This is a genomic window from Brevundimonas sp. TSRC1-1 (assembly GCF_049898245.1).
In the GTDB taxonomy this organism is placed as follows: Bacteria; Pseudomonadota; Alphaproteobacteria; order Caulobacterales; family Caulobacteraceae; genus Brevundimonas; species Brevundimonas mediterranea_A.
Genome location: NZ_JAFCXI010000004.1, coordinates 15,814 through 28,739, shown reverse-complemented (window position 1 = coordinate 28,739; position 12,926 = coordinate 15,814). Strand labels below are relative to the sequence as shown.

Annotated in this window: 16 protein-coding genes; 9 read left to right on the top strand and 7 right to left on the bottom strand. The window is 68.1% G+C overall.

Annotated features, from left to right (window positions below):
* Nucleotides 1–590 precede the first annotated feature (590 nt).
* Entirely contained in the window at nt 591–1,706 is a 1,116-nt protein-coding gene (gene queG / locus ACP7CK_RS13675; protein ID WP_426026377.1) for a tRNA epoxyqueuosine(34) reductase QueG, read from the top strand.
* Between the two features lie 33 nt (nt 1,707–1,739).
* Here the strand turns inward: queG and ACP7CK_RS13670 are convergent, their stop codons facing one another.
* Nucleotides 1,740–2,255: an FKBP-type peptidyl-prolyl cis-trans isomerase gene (locus tag ACP7CK_RS13670; RefSeq protein WP_426026376.1), complete on the bottom strand. Its 516-nt coding sequence runs from the start codon at nt 2,253–2,255 to the stop codon at nt 1,740–1,742.
* On the bottom strand, nt 2,236–3,438 hold the full coding sequence (locus ACP7CK_RS13665) for a threonine ammonia-lyase (RefSeq protein WP_035310878.1): 1,203 nt from the start codon (nt 3,436–3,438) through the stop codon (nt 2,236–2,238). Before ACP7CK_RS13665 ends, ACP7CK_RS13670 begins: the two co-directional genes overlap by 20 nt.
* A gap of 215 nt (nt 3,439–3,653) precedes the next feature.
* Here ACP7CK_RS13665 and ACP7CK_RS13660 point away from each other — a divergent pair, with 215 nt between their 5' ends.
* The 3 genes from ACP7CK_RS13660 to ACP7CK_RS13650 all read left to right on the top strand — a co-directional run bounded on the left by ACP7CK_RS13660 (nt 3,654) and on the right by ACP7CK_RS13650 (nt 5,114).
* Nucleotides 3,654–4,175 (top strand): hypothetical protein, encoded by a 522-nt coding sequence (locus ACP7CK_RS13660; protein WP_426026375.1) that lies wholly within the window; start codon nt 3,654–3,656, stop codon nt 4,173–4,175.
* Between the two features lie 102 nt (nt 4,176–4,277).
* Nucleotides 4,278–4,790 carry a BA14K family protein gene (locus ACP7CK_RS13655; RefSeq protein ID WP_426026374.1) on the top strand — a complete coding sequence of 171 codons (513 nt, stop codon included), beginning with the start codon at nt 4,278–4,280 and terminating at the stop codon, nt 4,788–4,790.
* Nucleotides 4,791–4,919: 129 nt separating this feature from the next.
* A complete protein-coding gene (locus tag ACP7CK_RS13650; RefSeq protein ID WP_035309794.1) occupies nt 4,920–5,114 on the top strand; it encodes a hypothetical protein in 195 nt (64 codons plus the stop codon).
* A 19-nt stretch (nt 5,115–5,133) separates the two neighbouring features.
* Here the strand turns inward: ACP7CK_RS13650 and ACP7CK_RS13645 are convergent, their stop codons facing one another.
* From ACP7CK_RS13645 to rplU, 3 genes are all read right to left on the bottom strand, one after another.
* Nucleotides 5,134–5,667, bottom strand: a complete 534-nt coding sequence (locus ACP7CK_RS13645) for a GNAT family N-acetyltransferase (RefSeq protein WP_035309793.1) — start codon at nt 5,665–5,667, stop codon at nt 5,134–5,136.
* Nucleotides 5,668–5,834: 167 nt separating this feature from the next.
* On the bottom strand, nt 5,835–6,122 hold the full coding sequence (rpmA, locus tag ACP7CK_RS13640) for a 50S ribosomal protein L27 (protein ID WP_035309791.1): 288 nt from the start codon (nt 6,120–6,122) through the stop codon (nt 5,835–5,837).
* 98 nt (nt 6,123–6,220) lie between these two features.
* Nucleotides 6,221–6,775 carry a 50S ribosomal protein L21 gene (gene rplU, locus ACP7CK_RS13635; protein WP_292150744.1) on the bottom strand — a complete coding sequence of 185 codons (555 nt, stop codon included), beginning with the start codon at nt 6,773–6,775 and terminating at the stop codon, nt 6,221–6,223.
* 208 nt (nt 6,776–6,983) lie between these two features.
* On the opposite strand from rplU, the gene ACP7CK_RS13630 reads away from it, so the two are divergent.
* Entirely contained in the window at nt 6,984–8,312 is a 1,329-nt protein-coding gene (locus tag ACP7CK_RS13630; protein ID WP_426026373.1) for a class I SAM-dependent methyltransferase, read from the top strand.
* A gap of 5 nt (nt 8,313–8,317) precedes the next feature.
* Here the strand turns inward: ACP7CK_RS13630 and ACP7CK_RS13625 are convergent, their stop codons facing one another.
* Nucleotides 8,318–8,851 (bottom strand): phosphoribosyltransferase, encoded by a 534-nt coding sequence (locus ACP7CK_RS13625; RefSeq protein WP_426026372.1) that lies wholly within the window; start codon nt 8,849–8,851, stop codon nt 8,318–8,320.
* Nucleotides 8,844–9,866 (bottom strand): MJ0042-type zinc finger domain-containing protein, encoded by a 1,023-nt coding sequence (locus tag ACP7CK_RS13620; protein WP_372705608.1) that lies wholly within the window; start codon nt 9,864–9,866, stop codon nt 8,844–8,846. The genes ACP7CK_RS13625 and ACP7CK_RS13620 overlap by 8 nt, the downstream gene beginning before the upstream one ends.
* A 72-nt stretch (nt 9,867–9,938) precedes the next feature.
* Between ACP7CK_RS13620 and ACP7CK_RS13615 the strand changes: the two genes are divergently transcribed.
* From ACP7CK_RS13615 to ACP7CK_RS13600, 4 genes are read left to right on the top strand one after another with little or no spacing between them, the layout of a single operon-like run.
* Nucleotides 9,939–10,658 (top strand): cell division ATP-binding protein FtsE, encoded by a 720-nt coding sequence (locus ACP7CK_RS13615; RefSeq protein WP_426026371.1) that lies wholly within the window; start codon nt 9,939–9,941, stop codon nt 10,656–10,658.
* A complete protein-coding gene (locus tag ACP7CK_RS13610) occupies nt 10,655–11,551 on the top strand; it encodes a cell division protein FtsX (RefSeq protein ID WP_008258898.1) in 897 nt (298 codons plus the stop codon). Before ACP7CK_RS13615 ends, ACP7CK_RS13610 begins: the two co-directional genes overlap by 4 nt.
* Before the next feature lie 2 nt (nt 11,552–11,553).
* Entirely contained in the window at nt 11,554–12,180 is a 627-nt protein-coding gene (locus ACP7CK_RS13605; protein WP_291753167.1) for a YdcF family protein, read from the top strand.
* The gene (locus tag ACP7CK_RS13600) at nt 12,181–12,912 is read left to right on the top strand and encodes a lysophospholipid acyltransferase family protein (protein WP_426026370.1); all 732 of its coding nucleotides are present in this window, start codon (nt 12,181–12,183) and stop codon (nt 12,910–12,912) included.
* Nucleotides 12,913–12,926: the final 14 nt, after the last annotated feature.

Below are 12,926 nucleotides of genomic sequence, written 5' to 3'. Positions count from 1 at the left end.
ACAACCAAGCCTCAACGAACCGCATGCTACGCTCATGTTCTCGCGGGATTCGGGAGGATCGATCTCTCGTCAGTTTGTTCCAGTCTTCAAGTATTATGACAATCCCGAATGTAATGACCACGGCCAGCCTAGCGGGCTAGCTGGGCTGGCATTCGATGCGCCGCGAGAAGTTTCGGTACGCATCCCCTCGCGTAGCGCAGCTTTCCTGCAGGGCGCTACTATCACGGTAAATACGACTTACGTCCCAGTAACTGGCCCTACCTCAAAGCTCAGCAACTGCATTACGCTAACTTCCTTCATGCCCCAGAGTGGTGCGAGCTATGCCGTCCGTCACATACGAACGGCCGATGGTTGCGCGCTAGAAATTAAGAATACGTCCACTGGTCAGCGTCCTCCAGACGCTGTCAATCTGCCTTTGACTGCTTGGTGTCACTATCTGACCCGCGAACCAACTGGAGGCGACAATGCAACCCCGCCCCCACCACCTGTGGCTGGCAGTCTTTAGAGCTCACACGTAGGACACGTTGGTATAATCTTACTCCGCTTCAGGAAGCGCGAGGATGTAGATAGTTTGTGCTATCCCCCGCCCCGTGTCCGACCGCCTGAAAACCTTCATCCGCCAGCGCGCGGCCGAGCTCGGCTTCGACGTCTGCCGCTTCGCCTCGGCCGCCGACGCCTGGCCGGCGGGCGAGCGGCTGCGGCATTTCGTGGACGAGGGCCGGCATGGCGACATGGAGTGGATGGAAACGACCCTGGACCGCCGCCAGCACCCCACCGCCATGTGGGACGAGGCGAAGACCGCCATCGTCCTGGGCATGAACTACGGCCCCGACGACAACCCGCTGGACCAGCTGGCCGACCGTTCCGCCGCCTATATCTCGGTCTATGCGCGGGGCGACGACTATCATGAGGTCATCAAGGGTCGGCTGAAACAGCTGGCGGGCCAGATCGCGGCCCGCAACGGCGCCGACATCAAGGCCTTCGTCGACACCGCCCCCCTGATGGAAAAGCCCCTGGCCCAGCGCGCCGGCCTGGGCTGGCAGGGCAAACACACCAATCTGCTCAGCCGCACCCACGGCAACTGGCTGTTCTTGGGCACGATCCTGACCGCCGCCGAGATCGAACCGGACGCGGCCGAGACCGAACACTGCGGCCGCTGCACCGCCTGTCTGGACGCCTGTCCGACCAAGGCCTTCCCCGCCCCGTTCCAGCTCGACGCCCGGCGTTGCCTCTCCTACCTGACCATCGAGTTCGCCGACCCTTGGCCGGTCGAATTCCGCACCCTGACCGGGTCGCGCATCTATGGCTGCGACGACTGTCTGGCCGTCTGTCCGTGGAACAAGTTCGCCCAGGAAGCCCGCGAGATCCGGCTGGCGCCCCGCCCCGCCTTCCAAAGCCCGCGCCTGGCCGACCTGCTGGCGCTGGACGATCCCGCCTTCCGCGCCCTGTTCACCAAGAGCCCGGTCAAGCGGATCGGCCGCGACCGGTTCCTGAGGAACGTCCTCTATGCGGTCGGCAACTCCAACGACACGGCCCTGATCGCCCCGACGCAAGCCCTGCTGGCCGACCCCGCCGCCCTGGTGCGCGGCGCCGCCGTCTGGGCCCTGTCGCGTCTGATGGCCCCCGCCGACTTCGCCGTCCTGCGTCAGGCGACGAAAGAGACCGACCCCCAGGTTCTGCGCGAATGGCAGGGCCTGAGCGCCTAATTCTGCGCAAGCGGCCTCGCGCAGAAGACGGGATCACCCCATCGCCGTCCCTGCGCCGGATCCGCCGCCCGGAACCTTGGCCACGTCCAGCAGCTTCAGCCGGAAGATCAGCACCGAATTTGCCGGGATCTTGGGGCTGCTCCGCTCGCCATAGCCCAGCTCGGGCGGCACATAGAGCAGCCATTCGTCGCCGACGCGCATCTTCTGCAGCGCCTCGGTCCAGCCCTTGACCACTTCCTCGGGCGTGAACACCGCCGGCGCGCCGCGCGCGAACGAGCTGTCGAACACGCTGTTGTCGACCAGCTTGCCCTCGTAATCGACCTTGACCAGGTCGTTGCGGTCCGGGCTGACGCCGCCCGCCGGACCCGCCTGGACCACCCGGTACTGCAGCCCGCTCGGCAGGGTCTCGACGCCCTCCTCACCGGCGTTCTTCTCCATGAAGGCGGCGGCTTCGGCCTTGCCCGCGTTCGGATCGACCGGTTCCGACCGGCCACAGCCGACCAGCATTAGAACGGCGACGACGGCCGCCCTACCCCATCCGAAGTTCATAGCCGCGTTCCTTCAAGGCCTCGCCGATCTCGTCGGCGTGGGCGCTATCGCGCGTTTCGACCATGATGTCGAACTCGGCGCCCTTGGCCGGCACGTCCAGGGCCAGGCGGTTGTGGACCACGTCGATGATATTGCCGCCCAGGCCCCCGATCACCGCCGCCATTGCCGACAACATGCCCGGCCGGTCGTCGCCCAGGATCCGGTAAACCAGCAACCTCCGTTCACGGACCATCTCGCGATTCAGCACCACGGCCAGCATCCGCGCATCGATATTGCCGCCGCACAGCTCCAGCCCGACCTTCATCCCCTTGAATCGCTCGGGATAGGCCAGCAGGGCCGCCAGACCGCCGGCGCCTGCCCCCTCCGCCACCGTCTTCTCATAGGTGACGTAAGAGGCCACCGCCCGTTCGAAGTCCGCCTCCTCGCAGACGAAGACCTCGTCCACCAAGGGGTTCGCCAGGGCGAAGGGGATGTCGCCCACCGCCTTGATGGCGATGCCCTCGGCGATGGTCTGGCCGGTGCAGACCGGCGGCTTGCCGGCTCGCCGGGCCGTGAAGGACGGATAGCGCGCTGCCTCGACCCCGAACACCTTGATGTCCGGTTTCATCGCCTTGGCCGCGATGGCGCAGCCGGCGATCAGCCCGCCCCCGCCGATGGGGATCAGCAGGGCCTCCAGATCCGGCGCGTCCTCCAGGAACTCGATGGCGCAGACCCCCTGGCCCGCCACGATCCCCTCGTCGTCGAAGGCCGAGACGAAGACATAGCCCTTCTCCGCCTCCAGCCGTTTGGCGGCCTCGGTCGAGCCGGTGAAGTCCAGCCCCTCGATCACCACCGTGGCCCCGTGGGACCGGGTGCCGTTGATCTTGGCGAAGGGGGTCCCCTCCGGCATCACGATGGTCACCGGCACCCCCAGCCGTCCGCCATGATAGGCCAGGGCCTGGGCGTGGTTCCCGGCGCTGGCCGCCACCACCCCGCGCTTGCGCTCTTCCGGCGTCAGCATCAGCAGCCGGTTCAACGCCCCGCGCTCCTTGAAGCTGCCGGTGAAGTGCAGATTGTCGAACTTCACCCAGACCTCGGCCCCGGTCAGCTGCGACAGCTTGCGGGAATGGCGGGTGGGGGTGCGGTCCACTTGACCGGCGATTCGGCCCTGAGCAGCCTGGATATCGGCGAAGGTGACGGTCATGATCGGATTCCACTCTGCCGCCGGGCGATCGCTCGACGAATTTTCTCGCGCTTCTTTCGCGCTTTGTCGGTTCCCGGTCCAGAGGGCGCAACCTTGACCGTGGCAGTCGCGTTGTCGCTCGTGCGATAGATGGACCGTCGCACCCCCGCGACCGGTCCACGATCATTTCTGGCCCCGCCTCCCCCAGGGCGGTCCGGATTTCCGGAGGAAGCCCCATGTCGATCCGTTCCCTGAAGCCCGCCGCCCTGGTCCTGGGTCTGGCTGCCGCCGCCCTGTCGGCCTGCGCCCCCACCACCTTCCCGACCGGCGCCCCCGTCGGCGGCCCCGCCGCCTTCAACACCGCGGACTTCGCCTGGTCGGAACGCTCGGGCCAGGCCGCTATCGAAGGCCGCGTCACCTATGCTCAGGACGGCAAGGCCTACGCCTGCGTCGCCTCGGCCGGCCTGACGCCCGACACTCCCTACACCCGCGCCCGCTTCCGCACCCTGTACGGCTCGACCGAGCGGGCCGCCGTGCCGGCCGCCGTGGTCCGCGCCCGCACCGTGCCGGACGCCAACGCCAACTACAGCGGCTTCGTCCGGGACACGCGCTGCGAAAACGGCCGTTTCCGGTTCAGCGGCCTGCCCGACGGCGGCTGGTTCCTGATCGTCCCGGTCCGGACAGGCGACGAAGCCCCCCTGGTGCTGATGCGCCGCGTTGACACCCGGGGCGGCCGTGTCGTCAATGTCGCCCTGTAACACCGGCCTGTAGCACCGGCCTGTAAGTCGTCGTTCGATACAGTAGGCGTCATCCAAGCGTTCCCATCCGCCCGGCCCGGACGGCCGTACTGGGGATTAACCATGAAACTCGCTCTGATCGCCGCCGTCGCCGCGGCCCTGTCCACCGCCCCGGCTGTGGCTCAGACCGGGCACGACGCCCCGCCCCGCTATGATCATCCCCGTGACGGGGCGTATCAGGGGCGGGACGCCTATCGTCCCCATGGACGCAACCAGACCTATGGTTCCGGCGCTCGATACGACTTCAACGGCCAGACGGACCGGCCCGGCGACTATCGCTGCGACGCCTATTGGGACGCCGCCCGCACCGACTGCGGCGCCGCCTGGCGCGACCAGCGGCCGACCTATGCGCGGCGCTATCGCTCCGCCGACTATGGCTACAGCTATTCCAGCGGCCCCGGCGTCTATCCCGGCGCCTATGGCCGGCCGGACCTGGTCTATCCCGGCGGGGGCTCGGCCTATGGCCATGATCGAGACGCCCGCCGGGTGGATTGGTGCCGCAGCGTCTATCGCTCCTACGACCCGGCCAGCGGCTATTATCGCACCTATGACGGCCGGCTCGTCTTCTGCGGCTGACCGAGGTCGCGACGCCTCTAAAGCGTCCGCGCCTCACGAAGATGCGACCCCGGTAACGCGGATCGCCATCTTCTGACCACTCCGACCCCGGACAGATCCCTGCTCAAGAGACAGTCGGGGAGCGCCTTCTTGTCCCAGCACAACATCATCGGGTCCGAGGCCTTTACCCGAGGCCCCATGATCCTGATCCGCAAATACCGCGCCGGCGGCGCACGGCGCCGTCGTGCGCGCACGGCCACGGCCTTCGTCGCCGGGGCCGTGGCCATGCTGGTCGCCGGCCTGGTCGGAGCCGCCGCCGTCTTCGGCCCCAGCCTGGCGGGCTGATTGGGCTAGGGCTGGCCGCTCAGGCCAGCCACACCATCATCCGCGTCTCGATCTCGGCGCGCCGTGCCCGGCTCCAGGCCCGGCGGGTCTCGCCCGTGTAGAGAAAGCCGGACTTCTCCAGCACCCGGCCCGAGGCGGGATTGTCGGCGAAATGCCCGGCCACCAGGGCGCGTCGCCGCCACTTGCGGCTGGCCCAGACCAGGGCGGCGTCCAGGGCCTCAGTGGCGAAGCCCCGCCCCCAGTAGTCGCGCCCAATCCAGTATCCCGCCTCCGGAACCCGATCCTCGCTCTCGAACAGGCCGATGACCCCGACGGGGCCGGCCGCCTCATGTTCAATGACGAAGGTGTTGGCCCGCGCAGGATCCTGCGACGCGACTTGAAGCACGAAGTCGTCGGCGTCCTCGACCCGGAACGGATGCGGCATCCGCTTGGTCATGCGCGCGATGTCCAGATCATTGGCAAGGGCGGCGATGCGCGGCGCGTCCTGGGGCGCGGGCGCGCGCAGCACCAGACGCCGCGTCTCGACGATGGGGGAGGTTTCGATGACGCACATGACAGTCGCCTCTTCGTAAGGACCGCCACCTTGGAGGGCTCGGGCGGGCTACGAGGCGGGGAAACGCAAACGGGGAGCCTGGTGATCCAGACTCCCCGCGGAATATCTTCCCTGGTCCGGATCGGCTGCTTTCAGGAGCAACGCGATCCGGAGTGTTCCAGACTGCGTTACTCGGCCGCCATAGCCTGGGCGGCGTCGTCGTTGGCCGCGAGGACCGACACATAGCATCGGCCGCCGGCTTTCTTGGTGAATTTCACCGCGCCGTGGGTCAGGGCGAACAGGGTATGGTCGCGGCCCATGCCGATGTTCTCACCCGGATGGAAGGTGGTGCCGCGCTGGCGCACGATGATGTTGCCGGCCAGCACGCGCTCGCCGCCGAACTTCTTCACGCCCAGGCGCTTCGACTCGGAGTCGCGACCGTTACGCGACGAACCACCGGATTTCTTGTGAGCCATCTTGCCGCTCCGTCTCTTCTTGGTGCGCTACCGGCCTTTCGGCCTACTTGAGCGCGTCCGTGATACCGTTTGGCGCGGTGAAGCGCCGGTGAAATGTCTTAGGCTTCGTCGCCGGCGGCTTCAGCCTTGGGCGCGGCCTTCTTCTTGGCCGGGGCCTTCTTGGCGGGAGCCGAGCTCTCGACCACGACGCCCTTGACCTCGGCGCCGTCCACGTCGGTCACGACCGTCTCGATCGAACCCAGCGCGGAGGTCGCGCCGCGGGTGGCCAGGTTGCGGGCCCGCAGGTTGATCTCGGCCTTGGTCGTCAGATCGACCTTGCCGTCCCACTTGGCGGTCTCGCCGGCGCCTTCGATGCCGGTGATGCGCAGGACCGATTCCATCTGGCGGTGGCCGTTGGTGCGGCGATAGCCCTGACGACGGGTCTTCTTGAAGATCTTGATCTTCTCACCCTTGCGGGTTTCGACCAGGGTGGCGCCGACGAAGGCGCCGTCGATCAGGGGAGCGCCCAGGGTCACGCCCTTGTCGCCGCCCAGCATCAGGACGCTGTCGAACTTCAGCTCCGAGCCGGCATCGCCATCGAGCTTTTCGACGACAATCGTATCGCCCGGTTGGACCCGGTACTGCTTGCCGCCGGTCTTGATCACCGCGTACATGTTGAAGCCTCAGCGCAAACGCAAAAATGAATACGCCCTCCGGAGAGACCCCCGGGGGCGAAGAGCGGCGACATATACGGAAGGGCGTCTCGGAGTCAACGCTGCACACGGCGGAAATTCAAGCGTCGCAGCATTTCACCCCGTCATCTAGCGCCGTTCGATCAATCCGGTAAGGTCATAACCTTAATGAAATCGGGGGCTCCATCACATGAACACCGTCGCTACACGCGGCCGGGATCCGCGCATTGCGGCCGCCCGGCGGATTGCGGCCGAAGTCTCCACCCATCTTCAGGCCGACCTGTCGCTACGGCTTTGGAACGGCGAGGTCATCCCGCTGGGACCTGCGGCGCGTGACGACATCCAGATCGTCATCGCCCGCCCCTCTACGGTGCGGCGGCTGCTCCTAAAACCCGGCCTTATGACCCTGTTCGAGCTGTTCGCGTCAGGCGACCTGCGGGTTGAGGGCGGAAGCCCGCTGGAAGCCGCCGACCGCTGGGACCACGGCCGCGCCGTCCATCTGAGCAAACGGCTCGACAAAGGACGCATCCTGCGCGCAGCCCTGCATTTCCTGACAAAGAACGATGATCTGGGCGCGTGCGAACTGCCCGCCTGGGACGCAACCGGGGACGACGGCGTGGGCCGAGACCGGACGGGGCGGCGCGATCAGGATTTCATCCAGTTCCACTATGATGTCGGCAACGACTTCTACGCCCTCTTCCTCGATCCAGAGATGGTCTATTCCAGCGCCTACTTCCCAGACCATCAAGCCAGCCTGGAAACCGCTCAGCGCGAGAAACTGGACCGGATCTGCCGGAAGCTGAGGCTCCAGCCCGGCCAGACCTTGCTCGATGTCGGGTGCGGTTGGGGCGGCCTGTCATGCTGGGCCGCCGCGAACTATGGCGTCCAAGTCCATGGTGTGACTCTGTCCCAAGCCCAGCTCGACTTCGCCCGCGCCAAAGTCAATCGGTTGGGCCTACAAGACCGCGTCACCTTGGAGCTGAAGGACTATCGCGAAGTCGACGCGGTCGAGGCCTATGACGCCATCGCCCAGGTCGAAATGTTCGAACACGCCGGCTTCGCCAACCACGAACGCCATTTCAACCAGATGCGGCGAGTGCTGAAGCCCGGCGGCCTATATTTCCACCAAGCCTCGGTGCGGCGCGGCGGCAAGGGGATGATCAAGCCGACCCCCACGACCAAGGTGATCACGCGCTTCATCTTCCCAGGCGGAGAACTGGACACGATAGGCATGACAGTCACCAATATGGGCCGACTAGGATTCGAAGTTCTGGACGTCGAAGACATGCGCGAGCATTTCGAGTTGACGCTGCGTGAATGGACAGCCCGACTCTATTCCCGTCGTGAAGAAGCTTACGCTCTGGCGGGCGAAGCGCGGTCGCGGCTGTGGATGATCTATTTCGCCCTGTTCGCCAAAGGCTTCGAACGCGGCGGCACGCTGGTCTACCAGACCGTGGCCCAGAAGCGACGCGCCGGTAAGTCGGGCTTGCCGCTGGATCGCGCCTCTCTCTATCGCTGAGATCTCTAATCCAGCGCGCAGATGTCCGGAAGGCCACGCAATCCGCCGGCGTTGTCCAGTCCGTAGCCCACCAGGAAACGGTCCGGGGCCTCCCAGCCGACGAAGTCCGGCTCGGGGGCGCGCGGCGCGGGCCAGGGCTTGCGGGCGAAGACGCAGGTCAGGACCTCTGAGGCCCCGGTCTCGCGCGCGATCCGTCCCGCCTCGGCCAGGGACAGGCCGGTGTCGAACACATCGTCCAGGATCAGCACGCGCCGCCCGGCGATGGGCCGCTGGAACGGGGCGTAGACGTCGATCTTGCCCCGGCTGGTCTTGTCGTCGCCGTAAGAGGCCAGCCACAGGGCGTCGAACCGGACATTACGGCCCAGTCGCGACAGGGCGCGGGTCAGGTCGGCGGCGAACCACAGACCGCCGGTCAGCAGAACGGCGGCGACGGTGTCGTCGTCGATGACGGGGGCGATGCGCGCGGCCAGGTCCGCCACGACGCGGGCGATGTCGGCCTCGGCCAGCAGGACGGTCGGCTTGGGGGAGGGATCAGCCATGCGAGGCGGATACCGCCTCGCCGTGCCCGTTGTCCACCACGCGAATCGGACGGGCCTCGATCGGCGCCTGGGCGTTGCGCGCGGCGACGCCCGGCGCGACCGCCGATCTCAGGCCGTTGGAGGCGGGCGCAAGCTCCGCATGAGCGTTCGCCGGCGCATGACCGCCGCCCGTTTCGGCGGGCGCGTGATCGGGCTCGTGGGCAGGAGCAGCATGAGGAGCCGCCTGAGGCGCAGCATGATCTTCGCCGTGATCCGCCGCCGGCGCCGCTTCGGCGGGCGCGGCGTGAGCGGCGGCCGGCTTGGCGTGAGGCGCGTCGGGCGTCACGAAATTGACCCCGATGTCGGCCGCATGACCGCCGGGATCGGGGATCAGGACGGCGAAGCCCTGGACCTTGCCGGGCAGGACGGGGGCGGCGTCGATGGCGACGATCCTGAACCCGACCTCTGCGCCATGCTCGTCCAGCAGGGCGACCCGGACGGGCGGGGCCACGATCTCGGCGTCGCGCACATTGCGCAGCGCGCCGGACACCAGAACCATGCCGGGATGATTGGGAACCTCCTTGGCCGTCATCGCCTCGAAGTCCAGGCCGACCGGGTTCACCGGCGTCCCGACTGCGGCATAGGCGGCGGCGGCGCGCGGGAAGGCCTCGACCACCTCGACCCGGAACAGGAAGGCCGAGACGATCAGGCCGACAAAGGCGCTGGCCAGGCCCGCCCACACCACGCCATGGGTGGCGGCGCGGCGCAGACGGCGCTGCTGTTCGGCGCGGGCGCGAAAGGCCTTGGGCAGTTCCGGCGCCGGGGTCTCGGCCAGGCTGGCGGGCTCGGGCGCGGGTTCCGGCTCGGGCGTGGAGATGACGCGCGGTTCGGGCGCGACGCTCAGTTCCAGCGGTTCGTCGCTGGTCGCGCGCCAGACTTCGCCGCACGATTTGCAGCGCACCTTGCGCCCGTTCGCGCCCACGGCGTCGTCGGGAATGAAATAGCTGGTGGCGCAGGCGGGGCAGGTCAGTATCATGTGGCTGACTGCGAGGCTGTCGCCCCCTCCTGTAAGGCGCGATTTCGCGCCCTGTCCCTGAAACAAATCTCAATGCCGTCCTCGCCACCCAGCGCCGTCGATTCCGCCCCTGTGACCGAGACCGTCCGCCTGTCGGGCGTGGGTTTCGGCTATGCGGACGCGCCCGACGTGCTGCGAGACGTTAACCTCATTCTGACGCGAGGCTCTTTCCACTTCCTTACCGGACCGTCCGGCGCCGGAAAGTCTTCGCTTCTGCGGCTTCTAACCCTGGTGGATCGGCCGACCACGGGGACCATTCGCCTGTTCGGCGCCGATGTGTCCGACATCGACCGGCGCGACATCCCGGCCTTTCGCCGCCGCATGGGGGTGGTGTTCCAGGATTTCCGCCTGCTGGACCACCTGCCCGCCTTCGACAACGCCGCCCTGCCCCTGCGGCTGGCGGGCGGGCACGAAGCCGACTACGCCGCCGATGTGGAGGAAATGCTGAAATGGGTCGGCCTGGGCCGCCGGATGGACGCCCGCCCCCCGGCCCTGTCCGGGGGCGAGAAACAGCGGCTGGCCATCGCCCGCGCCGTCATCACCCGCCCCGGCCTGATCGTCGCCGACGAACCGACCGGCAGCGTGGACGCCGTCATGGCCGAGAAACTGCTGCGCCTGTTCCAGTCGCTGAACCGGCTGGGCGCCACCGTCCTGATCGCCAGCCATGACCAGGCCCTGGCCGAGCGCTCGGGCGCCCAGGTCCTGCGGCTCGACCAGGGCCGGCTGACCGAAGCCGCCCGAGCCGCCGCATGATCCGCCTGTCCGACTTCCGGCTTTCACGGGGACGTCCCGGCCTGCTGCCCCCGGCGGCCGCCGGCGAGCCCTGGCTGATGACCGTCATCGCCGTCCTGTGCTTCCTGGCCTGTCTGGCCGCCGTCGCCGCCTCGGCCGCCGACCGCGCCGCCCACGGCTGGGCGCGTCAGCTCGGGTCCGAGGCGACGGTGCAGGTCCGCCCCCGCGTCGGCGAGACCGGCGACACCGCCGCCGCCCGCGCCGCCGAGACCCTGTCCGGCGTCGCCGGGGTCGAGGAGGCGGCGGCCCTGGATCGCAAGGCGGCCGAGGATCTGCTGCGGCCCTGGCTGGGCGACGCCGTCCTGCCCGACCTGCCCCTGCCCCATCTGGTCACGGTGCGGCTGAACCCGAACGCCCCCGCCAGCGCGGTCAGCCTCAGCCGCGCACTGGCCGAGGCCGGGCTGGACGCCACGGTCGACGACCACAGCCTTTGGCGCGGCGAGGTCGAACGTTCGGCCGCCCTGATCACGGCCCTGGCCGGCGCCGCCTTCCTGGCCACCGCCTTCGCCGCCGCCGCCGCCATCGCCTACGCCACCCGCGCCGGCCTGGCCGCCGGGCGCGGGGTGATCGAGACCCTGAGCCTGAACGGCGCGACCGACGGCCGCATCGCCTGGCTGTTTCAGCGCCGCTTCGCCCTGATCGCAGCCGGGGCCGGGGCCATTGGGGCGGGACTGGCGGGGCTGCTCCTGGCCTTCCTGCGGTTCCTGGGCGGATCGGACGGTCTGACCCAGGCCCTGCCCGTGACCTGGGGCGACCTGCTGCTGCTCTCGCCATGTCCGCTGCTGGCGGCTACGGTGGCGCTTGTCGCGGCCAGATTCGCCGCCATGCAGGTTCTGGGTTCAGGTCGGGGGTAGGGATGAGACTGCTCGTCGTCATCGGCATTGTCGCCCTGATCTGGCTGGTCGGCCTGTTCGCCTTCGCCCATCGGGTGCGCGAACTGACGCCCGCCGAGGATCCCGCCCCGGCCGACGCCATCGTGGCCCTGACCGGCCCCTCGGCCGAACGGGTCAACGCCGCCATCCGCCTGCTGGAGCAGGGCAAGGGCCAGCGCGTGCTGATCTCGGGCGTCAATCGCGAGGTCCGCCGTCGCGAGCTGCGTGAGCTGACGCCGGGCTCCAGCCGTCTGTTCAACTGCTGCGTCGATCTGGGCTTCGAGGCCGAGGACACCGTCGGCAACGCCCAGGAAATCGCGGCCTGGGCCCGGTCCAAGGGCTATGACGACCTGATCGTCGTCACCTCCGACTATCATATGCCGCGCTCGCTGGTGGAGATCCGAGGCCAGCTGCCGGGCGTGAAACTGACCCCCTACGCTGTCTCGACCCCGTCGCTGGACAATCGGCACTGGTGGCGCGCGACGGTGACGGCGCGGCGCATGACGCTGGAATATATGAAATATCTCGCCGCCCTGGGCCGCGAGGGGATTCGCCGCCTCAGCCGCGTCGCCCCCGCGTCCGAACCCTCCGCCGAAAAGGCCCCTGCCTAAGTGAACATCCTGCGTTCCCTGCTCTTCACCGCCTGGCTCTATCTGTCGATGCCGATCGTCGCCGTCGGCCTGTCGCCCATCCTGCTTGCGCCGCACCGTTATGTGCAGGGCGTCTGCAAATTGTGGGCGAAGATCGTGCTGTTCGGCCTGCGCTGGATCGCGGGGGTCAAGGTCGAGGTGCGGGGGCTGGAGCACGCCCCGTCGGGCGCCGCCCTGATCGCGTCGAAACACCAGGGGATGCTGGACATCGTCGCCCTGCTGGCCGTCCTGCCCGACGCCTGTTTCGTGATGAAGAAGGAGCTGATGCCCCTGCCCTTCTTCGGCTGGTTCGCCTGGAAGGCCAAGATGATCGCCGTCGACCGCGCCGGCCACGCCAAGGCGCTGAAGGACATGACCCGCCAGGCCCGCGAGCGCCTGTCCGAAGGCCGCCAGATCGTCATCTTCCCCGAGGGCACGCGCAATGATCCCGGCGTCCCCGGCGACTACAAGCCCGGCGTCGCCGCCATCTACCGGGATCTGGAAGGCCCCTGCTGGCCGGTCGCCACCAACTCCGGCGTCCACTGGCCGGCCCATGGATTCCGCCGCTATCCGGGCAAGGTGGTGTTCGAATTCCTGGAGCCGATCCCCGCCGGCCTGAAGCGCGGGGCGATGATGGCGTTGCTGGAAAGTCGCATAGAGACGGCATCTGCGGCCCTGCTGGAGCCAAAGGCCCAGCTCGAACGTATGGACTGACCTATTCCGTACGA

Coding starts and splice junctions, on each gene's coding strand:
- ACP7CK_RS13645 (WP_035309793.1), bottom strand. CDS start 5,667: ATGTGCGTCATCGAAACCTCCCCCATCGTCGAGACGCGGCGTCTGGTG.
- ACP7CK_RS13670 (WP_426026376.1), bottom strand. CDS start 2,255: ATGAACTTCGGATGGGGTAGGGCGGCCGTCGTCGCCGTTCTAATGCTG.
- ACP7CK_RS13655 (WP_426026374.1), top strand. CDS start 4,278: ATGAAACTCGCTCTGATCGCCGCCGTCGCCGCGGCCCTGTCCACCGCC.
- ACP7CK_RS13660 (WP_426026375.1), top strand. CDS start 3,654: ATGTCGATCCGTTCCCTGAAGCCCGCCGCCCTGGTCCTGGGTCTGGCT.
- rpmA (WP_035309791.1), bottom strand. CDS start 6,122: ATGGCTCACAAGAAATCCGGTGGTTCGTCGCGTAACGGTCGCGACTCC.
- ACP7CK_RS13610 (WP_008258898.1), top strand. CDS start 10,655: ATGATCCGCCTGTCCGACTTCCGGCTTTCACGGGGACGTCCCGGCCTG.
- ACP7CK_RS13665 (WP_035310878.1), bottom strand. CDS start 3,438: ATGACCGTCACCTTCGCCGATATCCAGGCTGCTCAGGGCCGAATCGCC.
- rplU (WP_292150744.1), bottom strand. CDS start 6,775: ATGTACGCGGTGATCAAGACCGGCGGCAAGCAGTACCGGGTCCAACCG.
- ACP7CK_RS13620 (WP_372705608.1), bottom strand. CDS start 9,866: ATGATACTGACCTGCCCCGCCTGCGCCACCAGCTATTTCATTCCCGAC.
- ACP7CK_RS13630 (WP_426026373.1), top strand. CDS start 6,984: ATGAACACCGTCGCTACACGCGGCCGGGATCCGCGCATTGCGGCCGCC.
- ACP7CK_RS13605 (WP_291753167.1), top strand. CDS start 11,554: ATGAGACTGCTCGTCGTCATCGGCATTGTCGCCCTGATCTGGCTGGTC.
- ACP7CK_RS13625 (WP_426026372.1), bottom strand. CDS start 8,851: ATGGCTGATCCCTCCCCCAAGCCGACCGTCCTGCTGGCCGAGGCCGAC.
- ACP7CK_RS13615 (WP_426026371.1), top strand. CDS start 9,939: ATGCCGTCCTCGCCACCCAGCGCCGTCGATTCCGCCCCTGTGACCGAG.